The organism is Pseudomonas trivialis, assembly GCF_001439805.1.
Lineage (GTDB): Bacteria > Pseudomonadota > Gammaproteobacteria > Pseudomonadales > Pseudomonadaceae > Aquipseudomonas > Aquipseudomonas trivialis.
The window spans coordinates 280,769-303,592 of record NZ_JYLK01000004.1; the positions used below are offsets into that span (position 1 = coordinate 280,769).

Sequence of the window (22,824 nt, forward strand, 5' to 3'; positions counted from 1 at the left end):
GAAGGGAGTCTTTGAACTCGGATTTTTCTGAAAAAATCTGTCTCAAACCGTTACAGCCCGCAAAGACTGGGGGTTGCCATGAAAAAACACATGCTCCAGGACGGGTCCTACGGCAACTTCACCGATTTCCTCGTAACCCTGGCGTTCGAGGAACGCCAGATAGCGTGAATTACCGGTGTCGAGCACCACGCCGGAGGAATGCGGGTCATCGGCACACCAGTTATGCACCGCCTCAAGCAACTGCTCCCCATAATGCTGGCCCTGGAACTGCGGGTGCACACCCAGCAGCGGCAACACATGCACCGAATCGGTGGGCAGGCACGCCAGCACCGCGTGGTGGTAATCCAGATAACGCCGGGTGCCGCGCACGCCGGTGCTCAGCCACATGCGAATTTGCCAGGCCCAGCTGTCGGTGATACCCAGGCGCCGTTGCGGCGGCGCGATCAGGGCGATGCCGATCATCCTGTCGTCAACGAACAGCCCAATGGCCGGGAGTTTCTGGAAAAAGTGTTGCTTGACCAACTCACGCACCGTGGCGCGTACCCGCAGTTCATAGCCGGGGCGCTGTGCTTCGAAAATATAGGCGAAGGTCGGCTCATGGCGATAAGCCTGGTACAGCAGCGCGCGGGCCTCGCGGGAATAACCGCTGTTGAGCACGCGGATTTGGGCAGTGGCGGTTGAAGTGTCAAGCATGCAGTCAATCTCCCTGGGCGCCACTCGAAAGGCGGCGTTCATAGGGTTACGAACCTGCGGCGCAGCAGTCGTTCCAAGACATTGGCAACGCAGATGCCCTGCCCCCACGCTGGCCCCGGCCGGACTTGTCGGCTAGCATCGCCCTTTTTGCCAGACCGGACCTGCCGACCATGAAAATTGTCTCTTTCAATATTAACGGGCTGCGTGCCCGCCCTCATCAGCTGGCGGCGCTGATCGACAAACACCAGCCCGACGTCATCGGCCTGCAGGAAACCAAGGTTCACGATGACCAGTTCCCCCTGGCCGAGGTGCAGGCGCTGGGCTACCACGTGTACTACCACGGCCAGAAAGGGCATTACGGCGTGGCCCTGCTGTCGCGCAAGGAAGCCTTGAGCGTGCACAAGGGCTTTGACAGCGATGAAGAAGACGCCCAGCGCCGTTTTATCCGGGGCACGTTCGCCGATGAAAACGGCCACCCGGTCACGGTCATGAACGGCTATTTCCCCCAGGGCGAAAGCCGCGACCACCCCACCAAGTTCCCCGCCAAGCAGCGCTTCTATGAAGACCTGCAACAGTTGCTGGAAAGCCAGTTCAACAACGAGCAGCCGCTGGTGGTGATGGGCGATGTGAATATTTCCCCCCAGGACTGCGACATCGGCATCGGCGCCGACAATGCCAAGCGCTGGCTGAAAACCGGCAAGTGCAGTTTCCTGCCGGAAGAACGCGAATGGATGGCCCGCCTGAAGAACTGGGGCCTGGTGGACAGTTTCCGGCACCTCTACCCGGACGTGACCGACCGCTTCAGCTGGTTCGATTACCGCAGCCGCGGGTTTGAGGACGAGCCCAAGCGCGGGCTGCGGATTGACGTGATCATGGCGTCCAATGGATTGCTGCCGCGAGTCAAGGATGCCGGGGTGGACTACGACCTGCGTGGGTTGGAAAAGCCCTCGGACCATGCGCCGATCTGGCTCGAATTGAGCTGACCCCCTGACTGTTTTCGACTCTGTGCTGTGGCGAGCGGGCTTGCCCCGCGTTGGGGTGCGAAGCGCCCCCAATTGAAGAAACGCGGTGTACCTGATACTGCATAGAGCAGGGTTTTGGGGCTGCTGCGCAGCCCAACGCGGGACAAGCCCGCTCGCCACAGGGATGTTGTTGCTGAAAAGAACTCACTTGATAAGCGCGGGCTTGCCCCTCCCACACACATTCCTCGCGCAGCTTGACGGGCGCGTCTCGGTCATATTTCTGCAAACTGCCTGACTTAATCTCGTCGCACTCTCTTTGAAGGTGCCGGCATGATGCTGCGCGTTCTGTTTCTTTTGACCCTTTTCCCGCTGGTTGCCGTGTCGGCGCAACTGCCCGTACCCGAGCACGGCCCTGCCCTGCGCATTCAAGGCTCCAACACCCTCGGCGCAGCGCTGGGCCCGGCTTTGGTAAAGGGCTTGCTGGAGCATGAGGGCGTGCAACGCGTGCACATCGCGCCGGGCGACGGGCCAAACGAGCAGCGCGTGGTCGGCAAGACGCGCCAGGGCAGGCGCGTGACCGTCGAGGTGGCGGCCCATGGCTCGAGCACCGGCTTCGCCGCACTGAAAAAAGCCAGCGCAGACCTGGCGGCGGCGTCCCGCCCGATCAAGGACAGCGAGCTGGTGGACCTCGAGCCACTGGGCGATCTGAAAAGCCCCGAAGCCGAACAGGTGATCGCCATCGACGGCCTGGCCATTATCGTCAACCCGCTCAACCCGCTGAACGCCCTCGACACCGAGCAACTGGCGCAGCTCTTCAACGGCGAGATCAGCACCTGGGAAGACTTGGGCGGCGTCGGCGGGCCTGTTCATCTGTATGCCCGGGATGACCAGTCCGGCACCTACGACACGTTCAAGGAACTGGTGCTGAGCCGGCGCGGCAAACCGCTGGCCTCCAGCGCCCGGCGTTTCGAGTCCAGCGAAGTATTGTCCGATGCGGTCAGCCGCGATCCCCAGGGCATCGGCTTTATCGGCCTGCCCTACATACGCCAGGCCAAGGCCGTGGCGATTGCCGATGGCGACTCACAACCGATGTTACCGCTCAATAGCTTGATCGCCACCGAAGATTACCCGCTGTCGCGGCGCCTGTTCTTTTACCTGCCGCCGGCGAGCCACAACCCGTGGGCCCGGGCGCTGGTGGACTTTGCCCAGAGCAGCCAGGGCCAGGCAATCGTCGCGGCCAACGGTTTTATTGCCCAGCAGGTGCAGGCCATTGGCGTACAACCGCGCCCGTCGATGCCTATGGACTATCAAGCCATTGCCCGCGAGGCCCAGCGCCTGAGCGTCAATTTTCGTTTCGAGGAAGGCAGCGCCAGCCTGGACACCAAGGCACGCCAGGATGTGCTGCGGGTGGTGGCGTATCTGAAAGACCACGGCAAGCTCGACAAGCAGGTGACGCTGGTGGGGTTTGGCGATGCCAAGAATGATCCGCAGCGCGCAGCGTTGCTGTCGAAGTTGCGGGCGATGGCGGTGCGCAGAGAACTGGTGAAAAACGGCGTGGTGCTGCGCGATATTCGCGGGTTTGGCGCGCAGATGCCGGTGGCGGCGAATACGGCGGATGAGGGGCGGATCAAGAATCGGCGGGTGGAGGTCTGGGTGTACTGAGGCTGGGGGTTTGGGGTGGTCAGGACGGGCCTCATCGGGAGCAAGCCCTCTCCCACATTTGCACTGTATTCACAATTCAGAATGTGGGAGGGGGCTTGCTCCCGATTGCAGGCGACGCGGTGTTACTGCCCGCCGCGCATCATCTCCCTGGGCACGTACTTGCCAATCTCGAACTTGCCGATCGCCGCGCGGTGCACTTCATCCGGGCCATCGGCCAGGCGCAGGGTGCGCTGCATGGCGTACATGTAGGCCAACGGGAAATCGTTGGAAACGCCGGCACCGCCGTGCATCTGGATCGCGCGGTCGATCACCTTAAGGGCCACATTCGGCGCGACCACCTTGATTTGCGCGATCTCGCTTTTCGCCACTTTATTGCCCACGGTGTCCATCATGTAAGCGGCCTTCAGGGTCAGCAGGCGCGCCATGTCGATTTCCATGCGTGAATCGGCGATTTTGTCGATGTTGCCACCCAAGCGTGCCAACGGCTTGCCGAATGCGGTGCGGCTGACCGAGCGTTTGCACATCAGCTCCAGCGCACGTTCAGCCATGCCCACCGAGCGCATGCAGTGGTGGATGCGACCCGGGCCGAGGCGACCCTGGGCGATCTCGAAGCCACGGCCTTCGCCGAGCAGCACATTTTCGTAGGGCACCCGTACGTTGTCGAACAGCACTTCGGCGTGACCGTGGGGCGCGTCGTCGTAGCCGAACACCGGCAGCGGGCGGAGGATTTTCACACCGGGCGTGTCCACCGGCACCAGGATCATCGAATGCTGCTGGTGACGCGGCGCGTCCGGGTTGCTCAGGCCCATGAAGATGAGGATCTTGCAGCGCGGGTCACAGGCGCCGGAGGTCCACCATTTTTTGCCGTTGATGACCCACTCATCGCCCTGGCGCTCGGCACGGGCGGCCATGTTGGTGGCATCGGACGAGGCCACGTCCGGCTCGGTCATGGCAAAGGCCGAGCGAATCTCGCCGCGCAGCAGCGGTTCGAGCCAGCGCTGTTTCTGTTCTTCGTTGGCATAGCGCACCAGCACTTCCATGTTGCCGGTGTCGGGGGCCGAGCAGTTGAACGGCTCCGGCCCCAGCAACGAGCGGCCCATGATTTCGGCCAGCGGCGCGTATTCCAGATTGGTGAGGCCGGCGCCGAGTTCGGACTCGGGCAGGAACAGGTTCCACAGGCCTTCGGCTTTGGCGCGGGCCTTGAGTTCTTCCATGATCGCCGTGGGCTGCCAGCGGTCGCCTTCGCTGACCTGGCGTTCAAACACCGGCTCGGCCGGGTAGACGTAAGCGTCCATGAATGCAGTGACGCGTTCACGCAGTTCCTGAACCTTGGGCGAATAGGCGAAATCCATGGGCAGCTCCCTTCTCTGAGAGGTTGTTTAGGTCATGAATTCGATGCTAGAACAGCGCTGATAATTTACCTAGCCTATTCTCGGCGTGTATTAACATTCATCACCGATATATGATCAGCCTATCGGCACCTAACAATAAGAGCGCAACGCAATGAATCTGAGCAAGGTCGACCTGAACCTCTTCATCGTCTTTGATGCGATCTACACCGAAGCCAACCTGACCCGCGCCGGGCAGATCGTCGGCATTACGCAACCGGCGGTGTCCAACGCGCTGGCCCGCCTGCGCGAAACCTTCAACGACCCGCTGTTCGTGCGCACCGCCCAGGGCATGGTGCCTACGCCGATGGCGCAGAACATCATCGGTCCGGTGCGCAATGCGCTGTCGTTGCTGCGGGTATCGGTGCAGGAAAGCCGGATTTTCAACCCGCAGCAGGCGGCCAAGACCTACCGCATCAGCATGACCGACCTCACCGAGGCGGTGATTCTGCCGCTGCTGTTCCAGCGCCTGCGCCGGCTGGCACCCACGGTGGTGATCGAAAGTTTCCTCTCCAAGCGCCGCGAGACCACCAAGGAACTGGCGGCCGGGCGCCTGGATTTTGCCGTGGATGCACCGCTCAACACCGACCCGCAAGTGCGTCACGTCAAGCTGATGGAAGACCGCTACGTGTGCGCCATGCGCAAGGGCCATCCGCTGGCGGGCAAGGACAAACTGAGCCTGGATGACTACCTGTCGCTGACCCACATTCATATTTCCAGCCGCCGCAACGGCCTGGGCCATGTCGACCTGGCTCTGGGCAAGATGGGCATCCAGCGCAAGATCGCGCTGCGTTCCCAGCATTACCTGATGGCCTCGCAAGTGCTGCAGCAGACCGACATGGTCATGACCGTGCCCGAGCGCTTCGCCCGCCGCCATGAACTGCACTGGGTCAACCTGCCGGTGAACGACGTGCCGCCCGTGGAAACCCATTTGTACTGGCATGAAAGCACCGACCAGGACCCGGCCAACCGCTGGATGCGCGAGCAGATGATCGAGCTGTGCCAGCAGGTGACGGCGCACGAGAAGAAGCTCGATGGCAAGCAGGCTTGATGGATGGGAGGGAGCTTGGGCTGTGCAACCGGCCTTGACGTTTACGTCAACCAGCCATTAGCTTAGCGCCAAGCCATTCGCTGAGCGCCGCCATGAGCACCACCTACAGCATCTCCGACCTCGCCCGCGAGCTCGACATCACCACCCGCGCCATTCGCTTTTATGAAGAGCAAGGCCTGCTGGCCCCCGAGCGTCGGGGCCAGGAGCGTATCTACTCGGCGCGGGACAAGGTCAGCCTCAAGCTGATTCTGCGCGGCAAGCGCATCGGTTTCTCCCTGGCCGAGTGCCGCGAGCTGATCGAACTCTACGACCCCACCGGCGGCAATCACATCCAGCTCAACAGCATGCTGGCCAAGATCGCCGAACGGCGTGAGCAGCTGGAACAGCAACTGCTGGACATCGAACAGATGAAGCTGGAGCTGGACACCGCCGAAGAACGCTGCACTCAAGCCCTGGCCCACACCATGAGCCAGTCCGGCCACTGAACAGAAGGTAACCCTCATGTCCCTCCCCTCCCACGTACGCCTGGTTGAAGTCGGCCCGCGCGACGGTTTGCAGAATGAAGCCCTGCCCATCGCCGTGGCGGACAAGGTCCGACTGGTGGACGCCTTGAGCGACGCCGGGCTGGGCTATATAGAAGTGGGCAGCTTTGTGTCGCCCAAATGGGTGCCGCAGATGGCGGGCTCCGCCGAGGTGTTTGCGCAGATCCGGCGCAAGCCCGGCGTGACCTACGGCGCGCTGGCCCCCAACCTGCGCGGCTTTGAAGATGCGCTGGCGGCCGGCGTCAAGGAGGTCGCGGTGTTTGCGGCTGCGTCCGAGGCGTTCTCGCAACGCAACATCAACTGCTCGATCAGCGAAAGCCTGGAGCGCTTTGCGCCCATCATGAGCGCAGCCCGGCAGCACGGCATCAGCGTGCGCGGCTATGTGTCCTGTGTGCTGGGATGCCCTTACGAAGGCAACGTCGCGCCGGAACAGGTCGCTGCGGTGGCCCGCGAGCTGTACGCCATGGGCTGCCATGAAGTGTCCCTGGGGGACACCATCGGCACCGGCACGGCAGGCGATACGCGGCGGTTGTTCGAGGTCGTTGGCGCCCAGGTGCCAAGGGAGAAGCTTGCCGGACACTTCCACGACACTTACGGCCAGGCGATCGCGAATATCTACGCCAGCTTGCTGGAAGGTATCCAGGTGTTCGACAGTTCTATCGCAGGCCTTGGCGGTTGCCCGTATGCCAAGGGCGCCAGCGGTAACGTCGCCAGCGAGGACGTGGTGTACCTGCTCGAGGGGCTGGGCATCCACACCGGAATCGACCTCTCGCGCTTGATTGACGCAGGCCGGCAGATCAGCCAGGTGCTGGGGCGCGCCAGTGGGTCGCGGGTGGCGAAGGTGCGTGACGCCAGTTGAGTAGCAAGGCTGTGACAATGTGTTACCGGGCGCCGACATAGCGGGTAACGCGGGAACATAATTGACCGTCCTTGTGCGAGGGCAATGGTAGCTTAAAAAACAAGTCATTGATTTTAAAAGAATTTTAAAAGTTGGCATGGCTCCTGCTATCTCTATTGCATAACAAGAATAAAAAGCACCAAGCCTAATAAAAACAAGACGTAACGACTCTGACATAACAAAAACAACACGGCAGAGACGCAGCTAACAGATTTTTTTGGAAGCACTTCAGCGCTCAAAAAAATACGTTTGCTCTTGACCCCGGATGGGGGTCACCCAAAACAGCGGTAAAGGGCCACGGCTGCCAAAAACAACAACAGGCCGCCCCTCAATAATAAAAAAAGAGCACGCAACGACACATTAAAAGGGACCTTCGGGTCCCTTTTGTCGTTTCTGCCCGTAAAGGTTCGAGGCTCCACTTTGCGCTGCCGCACAGCAAACAGAAAAACCTGTGGCGAGCGGGCTTGCCACAACAAGCCTGCTCCCACGAGGGATTTTGCGTGGCTGTCAGGCCTGCGTTCGCAGCTCTTGAAGCGAGATCTCGTGCTTGCGGAATTTCTGCACCTTGCCCGTCACCGTCATCGGAAACTCATCCACGAACTTGAAGTGCCTGGCGCTGCCGCAATTGTTCATGAGCAATTTTGTAGGTTGACGTAAACGTAAACTACGATTGACAGCGCCGTAACGCAAGCTTACGTTAACGTAAAGGTCAGCGCCCTCACCGGCCCTCGTCCCACACAACAACAAAGCTCACAGTAAGGTGCCTGTCCATGAGTTACCCGTCCCTGAACTTCGCCCTCGGCGAAACCATCGACATGCTGCGCGACCAAGTGCAGTCCTTCGTGACCAAGGAAATCGCGCCACGCGCCGCGCAGATCGACATCGACAACCTGTTCCCCGCCGACCTGTGGCGCAAGTTCGGTGACATGGGCCTGCTCGGCATCACCGTGGCGGAAGAATACGGCGGCGCCGGCCTGGGCTACCTGGCCCATGTGGTGAGCATGGAAGAGATCAGCCGCGGCTCGGCCTCGGTGGCGCTGTCCTACGGCGCGCACTCCAATCTGTGCGTCAACCAGATCAACCGCAACGGCAATCATGAACAGAAGCTCAAGTACCTGCCCAAACTGATCAGCGGCGAGCACATCGGTGCCCTCGCCATGAGCGAGCCCAACGCCGGCTCCGATGTGGTCTCGATGAAATTGCGCGCCGACAAACGCGGCGACTGCTACGTGCTCAATGGCAGCAAGACCTGGATCACCAACGGCCCCGATGCCAGCACCTACGTGATCTACGCCAAGACCGACCTGGAAAGGGGCGCCCACGGCATCACCGCATTCATCGTCGAGCGCGACTGGAAAGGCTTCAGCCGCAGCCACAAGTTCGACAAGCTGGGCATGCGCGGCTCCAACACCTGCGAGCTGTTTTTCGACGACGTCGAAGTGCCCGCAGACAACATCCTCGGCATCCTCAACGGCGGCGTGAAAGTGCTGATGAGCGGGCTGGACTACGAACGCGTGGTGCTGGCCGGCGGGCCCACCGGGATCATGCAGGCCTGCATGGACCTGATCGTGCCCTACATCCACGACCGCAAGCAGTTCGGCCAGAGCATCGGCGAATTCCAGTTGATCCAGGGCAAGGTCGCCGACATGTACACCCAGCTCAACGCCAGCCGCGCCTACCTCTACGCCGTGGCCCAGGCGTGCGAGCGCGGCGAGACCACGCGCAAGGACGCCGCCGGTGTGATCCTCTACAGCGCCGAGCGCGCCACGCAGATGGCCCTCGACGCGATCCAGATTCTCGGCGGCAATGGCTACATCAACGAATTTCCCGCCGGGCGCCTGCTGCGTGATGCCAAGCTGTATGAAATCGGCGCGGGCACCAGTGAGATTCGGCGCATGTTGATCGGTCGCGAACTGTTCAACGAAACCCGCTGAAGGAGCGCGCCATGGCCACCTTGCACACCCAGCTCAACCCCCGCTCGGCGGAATTTGCCGCCAACAGCGCGGCGATGCGCCAGCAGGTCGACGCCCTGCTTGCCCTCCTCGCTCAGGTGCAACAAGGCGGCGGCCTCAAGGCCCAGGAGCGGCATACCTCGCGCGGCAAACTGCTGCCACGCGAACGCATCAATCGTCTGCTCGACCCGGGCTCGCCGTTCCTCGAACTCAGTCAACTGGCCGCCCATCAGGTGTATGGCGAAGACGTGCCGGCCGCCGGCGTGATTGCCGGGATTGGCCGCGTCGAGGGCGTGGAATGCATGATTGTCGCCAACGATGCCACGGTCAAAGGCGGCTCCTATTACCCGCTGACGGTAAAGAAACACCTGCGCGCGCAGACCATCGCCGAGCAGAACCGCCTGCCGTGCATCTACCTGGTGGACTCCGGCGGCGCCAACCTGCCGCGCCAGGACGAGGTGTTCCCGGACCGCGAGCACTTCGGACGAATCTTCTTCAACCAGGCCAACATGAGCGCCCAGGGCATCCCGCAGATCGCCGTGGTGATGGGCTCGTGCACCGCCGGCGGCGCGTATGTGCCGGCCATGGCCGACGAAGCGATCATGGTGCGCCAGCAGGCCACGATCTTCCTGGCCGGCCCGCCGTTGGTCAAAGCGGCGACTGGCGAAGTGGTCAGCGCCGAGGACCTGGGCGGCGCCGATGTGCACTGCAAAATCTCCGGCGTGGCCGACCACTACGCCGACAGCGACGAGCACGCCCTGGCCCTGGCCCGCCGCAGCGTGGCCAACCTCAACTGGCGCAAGCTGGGCGAGTTGCGCCAGCGCCCGCCGGTAGCACCGCTGTACAGCGCAGAAGAGCTCTACGGGGTGATCCCGGCCGAGGCCAAGCAGCCATTCGATGTGCGCGAAGTGATCGCGCGGCTGGTGGATGGGTCGGTGTTCGATGAATTCAAGGCGCTGTTCGGCACCACGTTGGTCTGCGGCTTTGCGCACTTGCACGGTTACCCGATTGCGATCCTCGCCAACAACGGCATCCTGTTCGCCGAGGCCGCGCAAAAAGGCGCGCACTTTATCGAGCTGGCCTGCCAACGCGGGATTCCGCTGCTGTTTCTGCAGAACATCACCGGCTTTATGGTCGGCCAAAAGTACGAAGCCGGTGGCATCGCCAAGCACGGCGCCAAACTGGTCACCGCGGTGGCGTGCGCCAGGGTGCCGAAATTTACCGTGATCATCGGCGGCAGCTTCGGGGCCGGCAACTACGGCATGTGCGGGCGCGCCTATGACCCGCGATTTTTATGGATGTGGCCCAACGCGCGCATCGGCGTGATGGGTGCCGAGCAGGCGGCCGGCGTGCTGGTACAGGTCAAGCGCGAACAGGCCGAGCGGGCCGGCACTGCGTTCAGCGCCGAGGATGAAGCCGCGATCAAGCAGCCGATCCTCGACCAATATGAAACCCAGGGCCATCCCTATTATTCCAGCGCCCGCCTGTGGGACGACGGCGTCATCGATCCGGTGCAGACCCGCGAGGTACTCGCCCTGGCACTGTCCGCCGCACTCAACGCCCCCATCGAGCCGAGCCGCTTTGGCGTGTTCCGCATGTAAATGGAGCTGTCCTTCATGAACGATTTCAACACCCTCGAACTGATCACCGACAACCGTGGGTTTGCCACGTTGTGGCTCAGTCGTGAAGCCAAGAACAACGCGTTCAACGCCCAGATGATCCGCGAATTGATCATCGCCCTGGACCATGTGCAAGGCGACCCTTCCTTGCGTTTTCTGTTGCTGCGTGGACGCGGCAGGCACTTCAGCGCAGGGGCTGACCTGGCCTGGATGCAGCAGTCGGCCGAGCTGGACTACCACACCAATCTGGACGACGCGCGCGAACTGGCGGAGCTGATGTACACCCTGGCCAAGCTGAAAATCCCCACCCTGGCCGTGGTGCAAGGCGCTGCCTATGGGGGTGCGCTGGGTTTGATCAGTTGCTGCGACATGGCGATCGGTGCCGATGAGGCGCAGTTCTGCCTGTCGGAAGTGCGCATCGGCCTGGCGCCGGCAGTGATCAGCCCGTTCGTGGTGCAGGCCATCGGCGAGCGCGCGGCCCGTCGCTATGCCCTGACGGCCGAACGTTTCGGCGGCCAGCGTGCGCGGGAGATAGGCTTGCTGGCGGAAAGCTACCCAACCGACACGTTGGATCAACACGTGGATGTGTGGGTGGCCAACCTGCTGCAGAACAGCCCGGCGGCCATGCGCGCCAGCAAGGAGCTGCTGCGGGAAGTGGGCAATGGCGCCCTCACGCCAGCCCTGCGCCGCTATTGCGAAAATGCCATCGCGCGCATTCGCGTCAGCCCCGAAGGCCAGGAAGGCTTGCGCGCATTCCTGCAAAAACGCGCGCCTGTCTGGCAGTCCCGGGAGCCACGCCCATGAGACCACTTACCACCCTGCTGGTCGCCAACCGTGGCGAAATTGCCTGCCGGATCATGCGCACCGCCAAAGCGATGGGGCTGACCACCGTGGCCGTGCACAGCGCCATCGACCGCGATGCGCGGCACAGTCGCGAGGCGGACATACGCATCGACCTGGGCGGCAGCAAAGCTACGGACAGTTACCTGCAGATCGACAAGCTCATCGCGGCCGCCAGGGCCAGTGGTGCCCAGGCGATTCATCCGGGCTATGGCTTTCTCTCGGAAAACGCAGATTTTGCCCGCGCCATTGAGGCTGCCGGCCTGCTCTTCCTCGGCCCGCCCGCCTCGGCCATCGACGCCATGGGCAGCAAGTCGGCGGCCAAGTCGCTGATGGAAGCTGCCGGGGTGCCATTGGTGCCGGGTTATCACGGCGAGGCCCAGGACCTGGACACCTTTCGCGACGCCTGCGCGCGCATCGGCTATCCCGTGCTGCTGAAAGCGACTGCCGGCGGCGGCGGCAAGGGCATGAAGGTGGTCGAAGACGTCAGCCAGTTGGCCGAAGCCCTGGCTTCAGCCCAGCGTGAGGCAGTGTCCTCGTTCGGCAACGGGCAGATGCTGGTGGAGAAATACCTGCTCAAGCCGCGCCATGTGGAAATCCAAGTGTTCGCCGATGGGCACGGCCACTGCCTGTACCTCAATGAGCGCGATTGCTCGATCCAGCGGCGTCATCAAAAGGTGGTGGAAGAAGCACCGGCGCCGGGGCTGAGTGTTGAACAGCGCAAGGCCATGGGCGAAGCGGCCGTGCGCGCGGCGCAGGCGATTGGTTATGTGGGCGCGGGAACGGTGGAGTTTTTGCTGGATGCCCGTGGCGATTTTTTCTTCATGGAGATGAACACCCGGCTGCAGGTGGAGCATCCGGTGACCGAAGCGATTACCGGCCTTGACCTGGTGGCCTGGCAAATTCGTGTCGCCCAGGGCGAGACGCTGCCGATCACTCAGGCGCAGGTGCCGTTGAATGGCCACGCCATCGAGGTGCGGCTGTATGCCGAAGATCCGACCCATGATTTTCTGCCTGCCACCGGGCACCTGGCGCTGTATCGCGACTGCGACCCGGGCCCTGGACGTCGCGTGGACAGCGGCGTGGAGCAAGGTGACAGGGTCTCGCCGTTCTACGATCCGATGCTGGGCAAGCTGATTGCCTGGGGCGAGGACCGCGAACAGGCGCGCCTGCGTCTGCTGGCCATGCTCGACGAGTTCGCCGTGGGTGGGCTCAAGACCAACCTGGGTTTTCTGCGGCGCATCATCGGCCATCCGGCGTTTGCGGCGGCCGAACTCGATACCGGGTTCATTCCGCGTTATCAGGCTCAGTTGCTGCCGGCGCAGGGTACGTTGAGCGATGGGTTCTGGCAGGCGGCGGGTTCGGCGTTCATGCAGAGCATGCCGCGCGGTGAAGGGCCATGGGCGGATACCGGAGGGTTTCGCGCGGGACTGCCGCCGCAGGTTTCGCTGCACTTGAGCTGCAATGGGCAGGACCGGGTAGTGACGTTGGCTGCCGACGCTGCGCATGTGCTGCACGGCCAACAGTTGCTGATCGACCACCAGGGCATACGCCAAGCGCATTTGGCGGTGCGTGATGAAAGCATCGTGTACCTGCGCTGGGACGGCGAGATGCAGGCGGTCAGCCTGTTTGATCCGATTGCGGCGGTCGAGGCAGGCCTGTCCCATCAGGGCGGTCTGACTGCGCCCATGAACGGCAGCATCGTGCGGGTACTGGTGGAGATCGGCCAGCACGTCGAAGCCGGCACGCAACTGGTGGTGCTGGAAGCCATGAAAATGGAGCACAGCATTCGCGCACCCCAGGCCGGCGTGGTCAAGGCGCTGTTTTGCCTGGAAGGCGAGATGGTGGCTGAAGGCAGTGCGCTGGTGGAGCTGGAAATGGCCAACTAGAACTTCGCTGTAGCCTGCACGACAACACCGAGGATGCGGCAATCGTCGGTGAGCAGCAGCTTCGGGTAAGTGGGATTGAGCGGCACCAGATAAAGCTGGCCGCTTTCTTCCTGCAATTGGCGAAAAGTGGCCCGGGGGCTGTCGTCCCATTGCGCAACGACCAGCTTGCCGGGAACGGCGTCGATGGAAGGGTCAACCAGGATCAGCATGCCTGCGCTGACGCTGAGCCCTGTGGGGGCGGTCATGGCGTCGCCGGTAACGGGAAGCCAGAAGGCCTCGCCGCCTGCGTGATAGTCCGTGAGTTCAAAGCGCTCGGGGCCGTAGGGTGCACGTTTTTCGCGCACTTCACAGAGCCCGTTCCAGTCGCTGACCGGGTAGCGGAAATACGGGTTGTAGCGGCGTTCCAGTGGCTGCTCTTCATCAACCCGCTCACGAATTTCCAGCGCCACCTCCAGATAACCCAGCCCCAGCTCCGCCAGCACCCGGTTCATGTCCGCGAGGCTGGGCTCCCGGCGTTTGTTGAGCCAATGGCCCACGCCGCCCTGGGACATGCCCAGGCGTTCGGCCAGTTCATCCTGGGTGACCTTGCGGTCTTTCATGTTGGCTCTGACCAACGCTATCCATTTATCCATGGTGCGTGACAATACGTTGCGTATTTTTCAGGGCAATAAACAGTTTGTAGTAATCCACGAAACGACATAAATACGATACGTACTATTATCAATTCAAGGATTTCGCCCCCCATCAGAGTAACGCCCATGATGACGACAAGCCCGTATCTGCCGACTGAAACACCTGCCACCGCCGAAGCACTCGACCTGCACACCAGCGGCGCCGCCCAACGTGCATTGGACTATTACTTGAAAACGAATATGTCCATTTCCAGAGCAGACGACACTTTCTTTCATATCAAACCCGGCATCAGCCACGAAGAAGCCCTGGTGCACGCTTCCGACCTGCTGCGCAGTGCGGCCGCCACGGCCTACGAATCTGCGAGCAATCATCAGGGCAATCAGCGCGACCTGGCGTTTTCAGTGGTGTATCTGATCGATATGGCGAAGGCGATGGTGGAGCGATCGTTGCAGCAGCCAGAGGCTCAGGCAAACGCATAGAGGACGCAAAGCAAAAATATTTCTATCCCTCGGATAAAAACATTTGACTTGCAAATGATAATGATTATTATTGGGCTCAGCTGGTCGCGAGATCAGTCGATAGCCCAAGAGACCTTAGGTCGGACTCTTGGAATATCTCCTCATCAGGCTAATCACGGTTTTTGACCCGGCTCTTTGGCCGGGTCTTTTTTTTGCCAGTGTCCCTGGCGTGGCTTCAGGCTAATGAAGACTGTGTGTTGCTTGATGGCGCGCATGGTAGCAAAAGACCATTGCTCAATGAAAGCCGCCCAACCGCTCTGGATGGGATCTTTGAGAAATAGCGCCTGAGAATCAATCTCACCGTTTTTCAAGCTGTTGCCGGATCAAGAATGATGCTCCCTCCCCTGCAACAATTTCACATCAAGATTTTGCTCTACCTCTGTGTAATATAGCCGCCACAACTCATATTCAGGCAACCAGACTATGACCGTGGCCTTGACCTCCATCAAGATCAGCACCGACTTCGACAGCGGCAACATCCAGGTCCTGGATGCCAGCGATGCCTACCAGTTGCTGCTGGCGATCAAACCCGATACCCGCAGCCAGCACTTCCAGTGGTTCCACTTCAAGGCCGAAGGCATGCACGTGGGCCACACTCACACCTTCCGCCTGAGCAACGCGAGCTATTCCTCGTATAAAAATGCCTGGAGCGGTTACAACGCCGTGGCGTCTTACGACCACATCAACTGGTTCCGCGTGCCCACGCGCTTTGATGGCGAGACGCTGCACATCAGCCTTCAAACCCATGAGAAACATGCCTGGTTCGCCTACTTCGAACCCTACAGCCGTGAGCGCCACGATTGGCTGATCGACCAGGCCCTGAAACACGCCGGCACCCAATTGCTGGCCACCGGCAAGAGTATCGAAGGCCGCGATATTCAGTTGCTGCGCCGCGGCAAAGGCGGCGAAGGCCGGCTCAAGGTGTGGATCATTGCGCAGCAACACCCGGGCGAGCACATGGCGCAATGGTTCATGGAAGGCGTTATCGAACGCCTGCAGCGCGACGGCGATACCGAGCTGAAAAAGCTGCTGGCCGCCGCTGACCTGTACCTGGTGCCCAACATGAACCCCGACGGTGCGTTCCACGGCCACCTGCGCACCAACGCCATGGGCCAGGACCTCAACCGCGCCTGGCAGAGCGCCAGCCAGGAAATGAGCCCCGAAGTGCTCTTCGTGCAACAACAGATGGAAAAGTACGGCGTGGACCTGTTCCTGGATATCCACGGCGACGAAGAAATCCCCTATGTGTTCACCGCCGGCTGCGAAGGCAACCCGGGCTACACGCCGCGCATAGAGGCGCTGGAAAAACACTTTCGCAGCCACCTCAGCGCCTTGACCCGCGACTTCCAGACCACCCACGGCTACACCCGCGACCTGCCGGGCGAGGCCAACATGACCCTGGCCTGCAACGCTGTTGGCCAGAAGTACGATTGCCTGTCGCTGACCCTGGAAATGCCGTTCAAGGACAATGACGATGCTCCCAACCCCAAAACCGGCTGGTCGGGAGATCGCTCCAGGCAACTGGGCAAGGATGTGTTGAGTACCGTGGCGGATATCGTCACGAGCCTGCGCTGATCCATTTACAGGGTGCACCTGAAATTTCAGGCCGCCACACGCCTGTGGCGAACGGCCTTGCCACAGAGGCTCCAGTTTGCTGCCCGACAGCGCCAGGAGCCTCCCGCAGTTGGCGTTTAATCTGTTCCAGCATCGCGCCCAGTCATACTCTGCAACACCCCATCGCGCCGAATCCACCCGTGAAACAGCGCCGCCGCCAGGTGCGCCAACACGGTAAAAAACAGCACATACGCCAAAAACCCATGGGCCCTGCGCAACAGCGCAAACAACGGCGCATTCGCTGCCACCAGGGCCGGCAACTGCACCGAACTGCTGAGCATTACCGGGTCCCCGGCCGCTGAAATCATCGCCCAGCCAAGCAATGGCAACACCAGCATCAACCCATACAGCAGCAGATGAGACGCCTTGGCCGCCAGCACCTGCCACAGCGGCAAATCAGCCGGCAGCGGCGGTTGACGCGTAGAAAAGCGCACCACCAACCGCACAATCACCAACGCCAGAATCGCGATGCCCAGCGGCTTGTGCAGGTGCAGCAGCCACTCATGCCGTTCCGATACCGATGCCGCAAGCCCCGCACCGATAAACAGCATGGCAATGACCATCAGCGCCATCACCCAATGCAGCAGGCGCGCCAGCGGAGCAAAAAAACGCGGTTGAGCACTCATGGTGTCGACTCCTGCGGGGCACTGTGCAGCGGGCTGACTTCACCGGCGCGGCGTAAATACGAACTGGCGTAAGCCGCCGAGCGCGCGGCCAGCAAGGGGTCACTGGAGGCTTCGATACCGCTCGGCAAAATCAGCGGATCAAAGTTGATATCACGGCAATCGCCATCCGCCTGCGGCTGGCTGCCTTGCAGCACCAGCATGCCGGCGTTCAGCACTTTGTGTTCACCGCTCCAGGCCTTGCTTGCGTCGTCCACCGGATCGCCCGGGTTGGCCAGGGTCATGTTCAGTTGCCACCGTAGCGGTCCGGCCGTCAGGCGCTGCACCAGGTCCTTTTCCAGAAAGTCGCTGCCCGACGGTGCGACATCGCCCGCTGCATCCTGACGCTGCGGCACCACGCCCCACCTTACGGCCTGGCGCTTGCCCTCGGCATTCACCAGATAAAACGCATTGATGCCGTTATAGGACTCGGTGGCATAACTGGCAGAAGGCTTCGCTGTCTTGACCCACGCCAGAAACGCCGCCGTCTCAGGGTGCGCGGCAAAAAACGCCGGCATGTTCGCCGGGTTCGGCTTGCCGGTGGCCGGGTCGGGCGCACCGGCCTTGAGCATCTGGTAGAACGCCTCGGGCGTGCCCACCGGGAACACCGGCATGCTGTTCATGCCCGTGCGCCATTGCTGGCCGTTGGCCTGGCTGAACTGCACGGCAAAACTGCGGATCGGCACACTGCTGTCCGGCGCGTAGGGGTTGCCGCTGGGCAAGGCGAACCGGCCGATCACCGGCGTCCTCGCCTCGCTGAACACCTGCGCGCGGGAGTACGCGCGTGCCTCGGCGCTGCTCTCGAAATATCCCGCCACGCACACGCCTTTGGCATGGTTGCGTCGAAAACCCGGATGCACACCGCTGTTGGTTTCCAGCGCGTTGACCAGGGTCTTGGGACGCAAGCGTTGTGGGTCGAGTGTGCCGTTGACGTAGGCAAACGCCCCGGCTACAACCGCAACCACAGCGCCGATACCGGCGAGCCGTGCGATCAGGCTCGCCGTGCTCAAAGGAGGACGCGGCGGTGATGAGTGATCTACCATGAAGGAACTCCAGGGCCAATGGCCTTAGGGATGAAACATAAGGTCGGAGCATTGAGACGAATGCCGATCCACCCTATTCCCCGGCGCTGGATTTATTTTTTCAGCGCGGGGGGAATAACCTTCAACGCCGGACGTCTCTCAAGTCCAAGCGTAGTGGACAGCCAGACGCCCATGCATGCACTCGACGAACCGCTGCGTGAACTCATTCCCAGGCTGCGGCGTTTTGCCGTGTCCCTGACCCGTAACGCCAGCAGCGCCGACGACCTGGTGCAGTCGACACTCGAGCGAGCGATCATTAGCTGGGCCGACAAACGCGTCGAAGGTGACCTGCGCGCCTGGCTGTTCTCGATTCTCTATCGCCAGTTTCTCGACGCCCACCGTCGCAGCCGACGCTACGCGCGCATGCTCGAATTCTTCACCGGACGCGACGATGCGCAGCCCTCGGTTGAGCGAACGGTGATGGCCCAATCCACCCTGCAAGCCTTCGATAAACTCAACACCGAGCAGCGCGCCCTGCTGTTGTGGGTGTCGGTTGAAGGCCTGAGCTACAAGGAAGTCGCCGACATACTCGAGGTGCCCCTTGGCACCGTGATGTCACGCCTGTCGCGCGCGCGCCAGGCCCTGCGACAACTCAGCGATGGCGAAATTGCCAGCCCTTCCCTGCGGATACTCAAATGATCAGCCTGCCCCCCAGCGAACGCGATTTACATGCCTACGTCGATCATCAACTGCTGGAGAGTGATCGCCGTGCAATGGAAACCTGGCTGGCCGGCCACCCCGAAGTGGCGGCCCAGGTGCACGCCTGGCAACGGGATGCGCAGTTGCTGCGCGCCTCGTTGAGTGGCGCCCTGCAAACACCTGCCAACCCGCAGTTGGACCCGGCACTGATTCGCCAGCGCATCCGGCACCGGTCGCGTCGGCACCTGGCCACAGCCGCCGTGCTGATGATCTCCGTCAGCCTCGGCGGGCTGGGCGGCTGGCACGCCCGCGAAGCCACCCATCCGCCGACGCTGCCAATGACCGATGCCATGCAGGCCTACCGTCTGTTTGCCCAGGACGGCATCATGCCCGCCGACTACAAAGCCCAGGACAGCGGCACGATGCAAGCCTGGCTCGACCGCTACTTCAACCAGGCCCATCGCCTGCCCGACCTGAGCCAGGCGGGTTTCAGGCCGGTCAGCGGGCGCCTGCTCACCACTGAGCAAGGCGCGGCCGCCATGGTGTTGTACGAGGATCCACAAGGCCAGCGCATCAGCTTTTACATTCGCCCGCCCGGCCCCGGAAACGGCTTCCTGCCCCATGGCAGTCGCAGCGCCGACGGTCTGCAGGCCGAGTACTGGTCCGGTGGCGGCTACAACTATGCGATGGTCAGCCCGGTGGGCCAGCCCGGCACACCGCTGCTGAAGTTCTAGAAGCCGACATCGAGCACCACGTTGTCCACGTAGACGCCGGCCGGCGGCGTGGGCTGATCGGTGTAGACCCTGGCGTTGTAGTTGTACACCTGGCTGCCGATGCCCAGCCCATTGCCCGGGTTGACCTCGGCCGTCGAACTGGCTCGTCGCGCCGCGCCGACGCTGCCCCAGCGCGTGGTACCGGCACTTTTGAAAATATCGTAGGCCAGGTAGTTGGTGCCGGAAACCATCCGCCGCCGCCCGCCGACACTCACCGGGTTCTGCCCGTCGCTGAGCCCGACGGTATAGGCGCTGCCCTTGGTACAGGCGATGTTGATGGTCTGCCCGGTCACGGCGGTGAAACCGCTGACCACCGGCGCACTGCCAAAGAGGATGTTCGGCGCGGTGATCTGGCAATCGTTGGTCACCGTCATGCTGACGGTCAGGGTGGCCGTGCCGTTACCGATGTCGCGGCCCAGGCAGATGCCGCCAAGGCCCACGCCCGAGCAATAATTCCAACTCCAGGCAATGTTCAATGTCTCGCTGTACAGGCCGGCGGCGACGTTGCTGCCGGTGATAGTGCCCATGTACAGCGGCACGGTTTTCGCGCCAGGCCCTGCGATCAGCCCGATAAGCTGGGCAATGCCCCCCGTGCCGCCAAAATCGAACTGGGTGTTGCGTGCAATCGGAAAGCTCGCGGTATTGGTGCCATAGATCGTGTAGCCAATCACGTCACCGGTCGGCCCGACCATGCCGGTGCTGGCCGAGGTGATGGTGGCGTAAAAATGGTCCGACGGCACCAGCAGCGAAATCAATGCCGAGGTGCACGTCAACCCTGCGCTGGTGGTGGAACTGGCCTGCGCAGCCGTGCGTACCGTCATCGAACTGATCGAGCCGAAACTGGCCGGCACACTGGCCGCCACCGAACACGCCGCCATCGCCTGGCCCGAACACAGCAGTCCCAGCCCCAACAGCCATCCCTTGCTCCTCACCCGCATACTCCCCATTCCTGTCTCTGTGGCAAGCCCGCTCGCCACAACAGCTCTCTCAACAAAGAAAATGGCGCGTTCATTGGCACACCAACGGGCCGATCAGCGGCACGTCCTGTTGTCGCTCGTCCATGTCGAATGTGGCCTGGCAGCTCTGGCCTTCGCCCAGAGTGACTTGGAGCGTGTTATGCGCGCTGAGGTTTTCCAGGTAGACGAGGCCATCCCAGCCCACTACCGCCTGGGTGTTGCTCTGTTCATGCACCACCAGGCTGCCCAGCGGCAATTCCTGATGCTGACGGTCCACCAGGGTGATGCTCGCGGCGAGCACCCGTCGTAATGGAAACTCCAGCAGGTAGCCACTGCCCCGGCGCACCGACACCCGCTGCTCGACGTTCTGGCTCTGGATATTGGCCGGCAGGTTCAGCGGATCGATTTCATATTTGGCGCGGTAGTACGCACTGCTCCACGGCACCAGCAGGTGCCCATGCCGGTCGGTCTGGCCGACCAGCTGGTTTTCGTAACGCACCGGAATCCCGGCGAACCCCTGGGTACTCACCACCACGAACGCGTCGTTGATGCGGTTGGCGGCAAACACGTTGCCCCCCATCCAGACGAGTGAACCGCTGGCGTCCGCCCAACGCGTCTCGGCATCGCTGCTGCCGTACACGCCGGCCTGCAACTGCACCGACTGCAAGCGCCAGGTCAGGTCGGCCTGGCGATAGGTCGGGCCATCGCCCTGCGCATACCCGAGGTTGTAGCCCACCCCGCCTTCGCTGGGCACTGCGCTGCTGTAATTGAGGCGCTGGCGACTGGCGCCGTCCTTGCTGCGCTCGGTACTCACCGCCAGGCTGCCATTGAGGTCAAACGGAATCACCAACTGCGCCTGCATGGCCCAGTTGCGGTCGCCGATCTCGCGGTTGGCCGACAGGTAAAAACTGGTGTTGCGCCACAGCGGCTTGCTCCAGCTCAGGTTAAGCAGGCGCGTGCGCGAATCGTCCGCCGCCTGCACATCAAAATAGCCTACACCCAGGCTGCCAAAGCGTTGCAGATTGAGGCTCAGGGTGACCTGCTCGCTGCGTTTGCTAAGACTGGCGTAGGGCGTGTCGACCAGGGTCAGGTCGGCATACTCGTCGCGGCGTTCGACCCGTTGGTACGACAGGCTGTAGCGCGTGCTGTTGTACTGGTAACCCAGGCTCAGTTGCTGGCCGCTGCGGCCATCGAACCGACTTTGACTGATGGCGGTATTGAGCACGCCGAAGTTGCCCAGGCGCAGGTTGCCGCCAAGCCCGCCAAGGGTAAGGTTGCTGGACGCTTCGGCATGGCTTTCCAGGGTCACATTGTCGGAGTAACCATAGCGAAAGGTGCCGCTGGTCACGCCCGACCCGTAGCCGAAATCGCGCAGGGCATAATCGCGACGCAAGGTGCCGGCGGCGACCGAAAAGTCGGTCAGGCCCTGTTGCAGCAGCGTGCTGGTGACGTAGAACGGCACCGTGGTCGACACCTGCCGGCCCAGCGCATCGGTGGTGACCACCACGGCTTCGCCGGCGCCATTGATGAACGGAATGTTGGTGAGGGTGTAAGGCCCGGGCTGCAGCAGCGCGCTTTCGGATTTGTAGCCGTTGATAAACAGGTCAACCGACGACGGCACCGCCGCCTCCCCGGCAAACTGCGGCAAGGGATAGGTGACCAGGTCCGGGCGCACCGCGAAGTCCCGCGACAGCTGCACCCCGCCCAGGCGCACCGAACTGCTCCAGGGCAGCGAACCGCTGATCACATCGCCCGCCTCGTAGGTGAGCAAGCGCTCATCATCGGAAAAGCGCCAGGTGGTGTCGTAACGCCGGTAACCGTTATTGAGTGTGCTGTCGCTGATGCCGCCGGCCAGGGTCTGGCGAAACTGCCCGGTGGTGGACAAGGTGCCCCAAGTGTCGAACAGCCGCACCTCGTTCCAGGCGGCCAGGTAGCTGCCGCCTTCATCGGTGTCGTTGAAATACACATCGTAGTTGAGCAACGCGCCGAAACTGCTCATGGCCTGGGTGCGCGGGTAGGTGCTGCGGTTGCCGATGAACTGCTCCTGCAGCCAGGACGGCGGCACATCCAGCAGCAGGCGCTGGCCGGTGCTGTCGTAGTCGCTGTGCAGGCCGGGCACCGTGTCCAGGGCCACGCTGGGGCCGAAGTCACCGGGCAGGGTCATGCCCACCTCCTGCAATGCACCGGCGGGCACAAAAAGCTGCCCGGCACGCTGATCCACCGCGATCACGCGCCCGGTGTCCATCTGGTTGACCACCAACTGCAGAAACAATTGAGCATCGGCGACAGCCTCCATGCTGCTCGGTGGCGGCGGCAACTCGCCCGCCACCGCTGCGCCCCACAGCCCGCTGGCCACGGCCATCGACAGCCATATGCTGCGAGTCTGACCACAGCTCACCATGGCGTTGCGTCCTTCAATGGACATCTCCCTCCTGTTAACACCCGGGCAAC

21 protein-coding genes are annotated in these 22,824 nt (G+C 62.3%); 13 read left to right on the forward strand and 8 right to left on the reverse strand.

Going from position 1 to position 22,824, the window contains the following annotated elements:
* Window positions 1-42: 42 nt before the first annotated feature.
* Window positions 43-693, reverse strand: a complete 651-nt coding sequence (locus TU79_RS08445) for a GNAT family N-acetyltransferase (RefSeq protein ID WP_057007559.1) — start codon at window positions 691-693, stop codon at window positions 43-45.
* Window positions 694-863: 170 nt separating this feature from the next.
* Between TU79_RS08445 and xthA the strand changes: the two genes are divergently transcribed.
* Window positions 864-1,676, forward strand: coding sequence for an exodeoxyribonuclease III (xthA, locus tag TU79_RS08450; protein WP_057007560.1), 813 nt, complete (start codon window positions 864-866; stop codon window positions 1,674-1,676).
* A gap of 309 nt (window positions 1,677-1,985) precedes the next feature.
* The gene (locus TU79_RS08455) at window positions 1,986-3,317 is read left to right on the forward strand and encodes a phosphate ABC transporter substrate-binding/OmpA family protein (RefSeq protein WP_057007561.1); all 1,332 of its coding nucleotides are present in this window, start codon (window positions 1,986-1,988) and stop codon (window positions 3,315-3,317) included.
* 122 nt (window positions 3,318-3,439) lie between these two features.
* On the opposite strand, the gene TU79_RS08460 is transcribed toward TU79_RS08455, so the two are convergent.
* Window positions 3,440-4,669, reverse strand: a complete 1,230-nt coding sequence (locus TU79_RS08460) for an acyl-CoA dehydrogenase (protein ID WP_057007562.1) — start codon at window positions 4,667-4,669, stop codon at window positions 3,440-3,442.
* A 151-nt stretch (window positions 4,670-4,820) separates the two neighbouring features.
* On the opposite strand from TU79_RS08460, the gene TU79_RS08465 reads away from it, so the two are divergent.
* The 7 genes from TU79_RS08465 to TU79_RS08495 all read left to right on the forward strand — a co-directional run bounded on the left by TU79_RS08465 (window position 4,821) and on the right by TU79_RS08495 (window position 13,496).
* On the forward strand, window positions 4,821-5,756 hold the full coding sequence (locus TU79_RS08465; protein WP_003238359.1) for a LysR family transcriptional regulator: 936 nt from the start codon (window positions 4,821-4,823) through the stop codon (window positions 5,754-5,756).
* A 92-nt stretch (window positions 5,757-5,848) separates the two neighbouring features.
* Window positions 5,849-6,241: a MerR family transcriptional regulator gene (locus TU79_RS08470; protein WP_057007563.1), complete on the forward strand. Its 393-nt coding sequence runs from the start codon at window positions 5,849-5,851 to the stop codon at window positions 6,239-6,241.
* A gap of 16 nt (window positions 6,242-6,257) precedes the next feature.
* The gene (locus TU79_RS08475; protein ID WP_057007564.1) at window positions 6,258-7,157 is read left to right on the forward strand and encodes a hydroxymethylglutaryl-CoA lyase; all 900 of its coding nucleotides are present in this window, start codon (window positions 6,258-6,260) and stop codon (window positions 7,155-7,157) included.
* Window positions 7,158-7,966: 809 nt separating this feature from the next.
* On the forward strand, window positions 7,967-9,130 hold the full coding sequence (locus tag TU79_RS08480; protein WP_057007565.1) for an isovaleryl-CoA dehydrogenase: 1,164 nt from the start codon (window positions 7,967-7,969) through the stop codon (window positions 9,128-9,130).
* An 11-nt stretch (window positions 9,131-9,141) separates the two neighbouring features.
* Entirely contained in the window at window positions 9,142-10,749 is a 1,608-nt protein-coding gene (locus TU79_RS08485; protein ID WP_057007566.1) for a carboxyl transferase domain-containing protein, read from the forward strand.
* Window positions 10,750-10,764: 15 nt separating this feature from the next.
* Entirely contained in the window at window positions 10,765-11,571 is an 807-nt protein-coding gene (locus tag TU79_RS08490) for a gamma-carboxygeranoyl-CoA hydratase (protein ID WP_057007567.1), read from the forward strand.
* Window positions 11,568-13,496 (forward strand): acetyl/propionyl/methylcrotonyl-CoA carboxylase subunit alpha, encoded by a 1,929-nt coding sequence (locus TU79_RS08495; protein WP_057007568.1) that lies wholly within the window; start codon window positions 11,568-11,570, stop codon window positions 13,494-13,496. The genes TU79_RS08490 and TU79_RS08495 overlap by 4 nt, the downstream gene beginning before the upstream one ends.
* On the opposite strand, the gene TU79_RS08500 is transcribed toward TU79_RS08495, so the two are convergent.
* The gene (locus TU79_RS08500) at window positions 13,493-14,128 is read right to left on the reverse strand and encodes a LexA family protein (protein WP_057007569.1); all 636 of its coding nucleotides are present in this window, start codon (window positions 14,126-14,128) and stop codon (window positions 13,493-13,495) included. The genes TU79_RS08495 and TU79_RS08500 overlap by 4 nt on opposite strands.
* Window positions 14,129-14,257: 129 nt before the next feature.
* On the opposite strand from TU79_RS08500, the gene TU79_RS08505 reads away from it, so the two are divergent.
* Window positions 14,258-14,608, forward strand: coding sequence for a DUF6124 family protein (locus TU79_RS08505; protein WP_057007646.1), 351 nt, complete (start codon window positions 14,258-14,260; stop codon window positions 14,606-14,608).
* A 152-nt stretch (window positions 14,609-14,760) separates the two neighbouring features.
* Here the strand turns inward: TU79_RS08505 and TU79_RS08510 are convergent, their stop codons facing one another.
* A complete protein-coding gene (locus TU79_RS08510) occupies window positions 14,761-14,958 on the reverse strand; it encodes a hypothetical protein (protein WP_057007570.1) in 198 nt (65 codons plus the stop codon).
* A gap of 112 nt (window positions 14,959-15,070) precedes the next feature.
* On the opposite strand from TU79_RS08510, the gene TU79_RS08515 reads away from it, so the two are divergent.
* Window positions 15,071-16,222 carry a M14 family metallopeptidase gene (locus TU79_RS08515; protein WP_057007571.1) on the forward strand — a complete coding sequence of 384 codons (1,152 nt, stop codon included), beginning with the start codon at window positions 15,071-15,073 and terminating at the stop codon, window positions 16,220-16,222.
* Window positions 16,223-16,338: 116 nt separating this feature from the next.
* On the opposite strand, the gene TU79_RS08520 is transcribed toward TU79_RS08515, so the two are convergent.
* Together TU79_RS08520 and TU79_RS08525 are read right to left on the reverse strand one after the other, a co-directional pair.
* Window positions 16,339-16,887, reverse strand: coding sequence for a cytochrome b (locus TU79_RS08520; RefSeq protein WP_057007572.1), 549 nt, complete (start codon window positions 16,885-16,887; stop codon window positions 16,339-16,341).
* A complete protein-coding gene (locus tag TU79_RS08525) occupies window positions 16,884-17,966 on the reverse strand; it encodes a catalase family peroxidase (protein ID WP_057007573.1) in 1,083 nt (360 codons plus the stop codon). Before TU79_RS08525 ends, TU79_RS08520 begins: the two co-directional genes overlap by 4 nt.
* 171 nt (window positions 17,967-18,137) lie before the next feature.
* Here TU79_RS08525 and TU79_RS08530 point away from each other — a divergent pair, with 171 nt between their 5' ends.
* The gene (locus TU79_RS08530; RefSeq protein WP_057007574.1) at window positions 18,138-18,644 is read left to right on the forward strand and encodes a sigma-70 family RNA polymerase sigma factor; all 507 of its coding nucleotides are present in this window, start codon (window positions 18,138-18,140) and stop codon (window positions 18,642-18,644) included.
* The gene (locus TU79_RS08535; protein ID WP_057007575.1) at window positions 18,641-19,378 is read left to right on the forward strand and encodes an anti-sigma factor family protein; all 738 of its coding nucleotides are present in this window, start codon (window positions 18,641-18,643) and stop codon (window positions 19,376-19,378) included. Before TU79_RS08530 ends, TU79_RS08535 begins: the two co-directional genes overlap by 4 nt.
* Here TU79_RS08535 and TU79_RS08540 read toward each other — a convergent pair.
* Both TU79_RS08540 and TU79_RS08545 read right to left on the reverse strand, forming a co-directional pair.
* On the reverse strand, window positions 19,375-20,355 hold the full coding sequence (locus TU79_RS08540; protein ID WP_057007576.1) for a Csu type fimbrial protein: 981 nt from the start codon (window positions 20,353-20,355) through the stop codon (window positions 19,375-19,377). The two genes, TU79_RS08535 and TU79_RS08540, sit on opposite strands and share 4 nt — an antisense overlap.
* A gap of 70 nt (window positions 20,356-20,425) precedes the next feature.
* Window positions 20,426-22,735, reverse strand: coding sequence for a fimbria/pilus outer membrane usher protein (locus TU79_RS08545; RefSeq protein WP_057007647.1), 2,310 nt, complete (start codon window positions 22,733-22,735; stop codon window positions 20,426-20,428).
* Between the last annotated feature and the right edge of the window lie 89 nt (window positions 22,736-22,824).

What these genes read in the sequence shown, in the direction of transcription:
- TU79_RS08445 (WP_057007559.1), bottom strand. Translation starts at nt 693, where the DNA reads ATGCTTGACACTTCAACCGCCACTGCCCAAATCCGCGTGCTCAACAGC.
- xthA (WP_057007560.1), top strand. Translation starts at nt 864, where the DNA reads ATGAAAATTGTCTCTTTCAATATTAACGGGCTGCGTGCCCGCCCTCAT.
- TU79_RS08455 (WP_057007561.1), top strand. Translation starts at nt 1,986, where the DNA reads ATGATGCTGCGCGTTCTGTTTCTTTTGACCCTTTTCCCGCTGGTTGCC.
- TU79_RS08460 (WP_057007562.1), bottom strand. Translation starts at nt 4,669, where the DNA reads ATGGATTTCGCCTATTCGCCCAAGGTTCAGGAACTGCGTGAACGCGTC.
- TU79_RS08465 (WP_003238359.1), top strand. Translation starts at nt 4,821, where the DNA reads ATGAATCTGAGCAAGGTCGACCTGAACCTCTTCATCGTCTTTGATGCG.
- TU79_RS08470 (WP_057007563.1), top strand. Translation starts at nt 5,849, where the DNA reads ATGAGCACCACCTACAGCATCTCCGACCTCGCCCGCGAGCTCGACATC.
- TU79_RS08475 (WP_057007564.1), top strand. Translation starts at nt 6,258, where the DNA reads ATGTCCCTCCCCTCCCACGTACGCCTGGTTGAAGTCGGCCCGCGCGAC.
- TU79_RS08480 (WP_057007565.1), top strand. Translation starts at nt 7,967, where the DNA reads ATGAGTTACCCGTCCCTGAACTTCGCCCTCGGCGAAACCATCGACATG.
- TU79_RS08485 (WP_057007566.1), top strand. Translation starts at nt 9,142, where the DNA reads ATGGCCACCTTGCACACCCAGCTCAACCCCCGCTCGGCGGAATTTGCC.
- TU79_RS08490 (WP_057007567.1), top strand. Translation starts at nt 10,765, where the DNA reads ATGAACGATTTCAACACCCTCGAACTGATCACCGACAACCGTGGGTTT.
- TU79_RS08495 (WP_057007568.1), top strand. Translation starts at nt 11,568, where the DNA reads ATGAGACCACTTACCACCCTGCTGGTCGCCAACCGTGGCGAAATTGCC.
- TU79_RS08500 (WP_057007569.1), bottom strand. Translation starts at nt 14,128, where the DNA reads ATGGATAAATGGATAGCGTTGGTCAGAGCCAACATGAAAGACCGCAAG.
- TU79_RS08505 (WP_057007646.1), top strand. Translation starts at nt 14,258, where the DNA reads ATGACGACAAGCCCGTATCTGCCGACTGAAACACCTGCCACCGCCGAA.
- TU79_RS08515 (WP_057007571.1), top strand. Translation starts at nt 15,071, where the DNA reads ATGACCGTGGCCTTGACCTCCATCAAGATCAGCACCGACTTCGACAGC.
- TU79_RS08520 (WP_057007572.1), bottom strand. Translation starts at nt 16,887, where the DNA reads ATGAGTGCTCAACCGCGTTTTTTTGCTCCGCTGGCGCGCCTGCTGCAT.
- TU79_RS08525 (WP_057007573.1), bottom strand. Translation starts at nt 17,966, where the DNA reads ATGGTAGATCACTCATCACCGCCGCGTCCTCCTTTGAGCACGGCGAGC.
- TU79_RS08530 (WP_057007574.1), top strand. Translation starts at nt 18,138, where the DNA reads ATGCATGCACTCGACGAACCGCTGCGTGAACTCATTCCCAGGCTGCGG.
- TU79_RS08535 (WP_057007575.1), top strand. Translation starts at nt 18,641, where the DNA reads ATGATCAGCCTGCCCCCCAGCGAACGCGATTTACATGCCTACGTCGAT.
- TU79_RS08540 (WP_057007576.1), bottom strand. Translation starts at nt 20,355, where the DNA reads ATGCGGGTGAGGAGCAAGGGATGGCTGTTGGGGCTGGGACTGCTGTGT.
- TU79_RS08545 (WP_057007647.1), bottom strand. Translation starts at nt 22,735, where the DNA reads ATGGCCGTGGCCAGCGGGCTGTGGGGCGCAGCGGTGGCGGGCGAGTTG.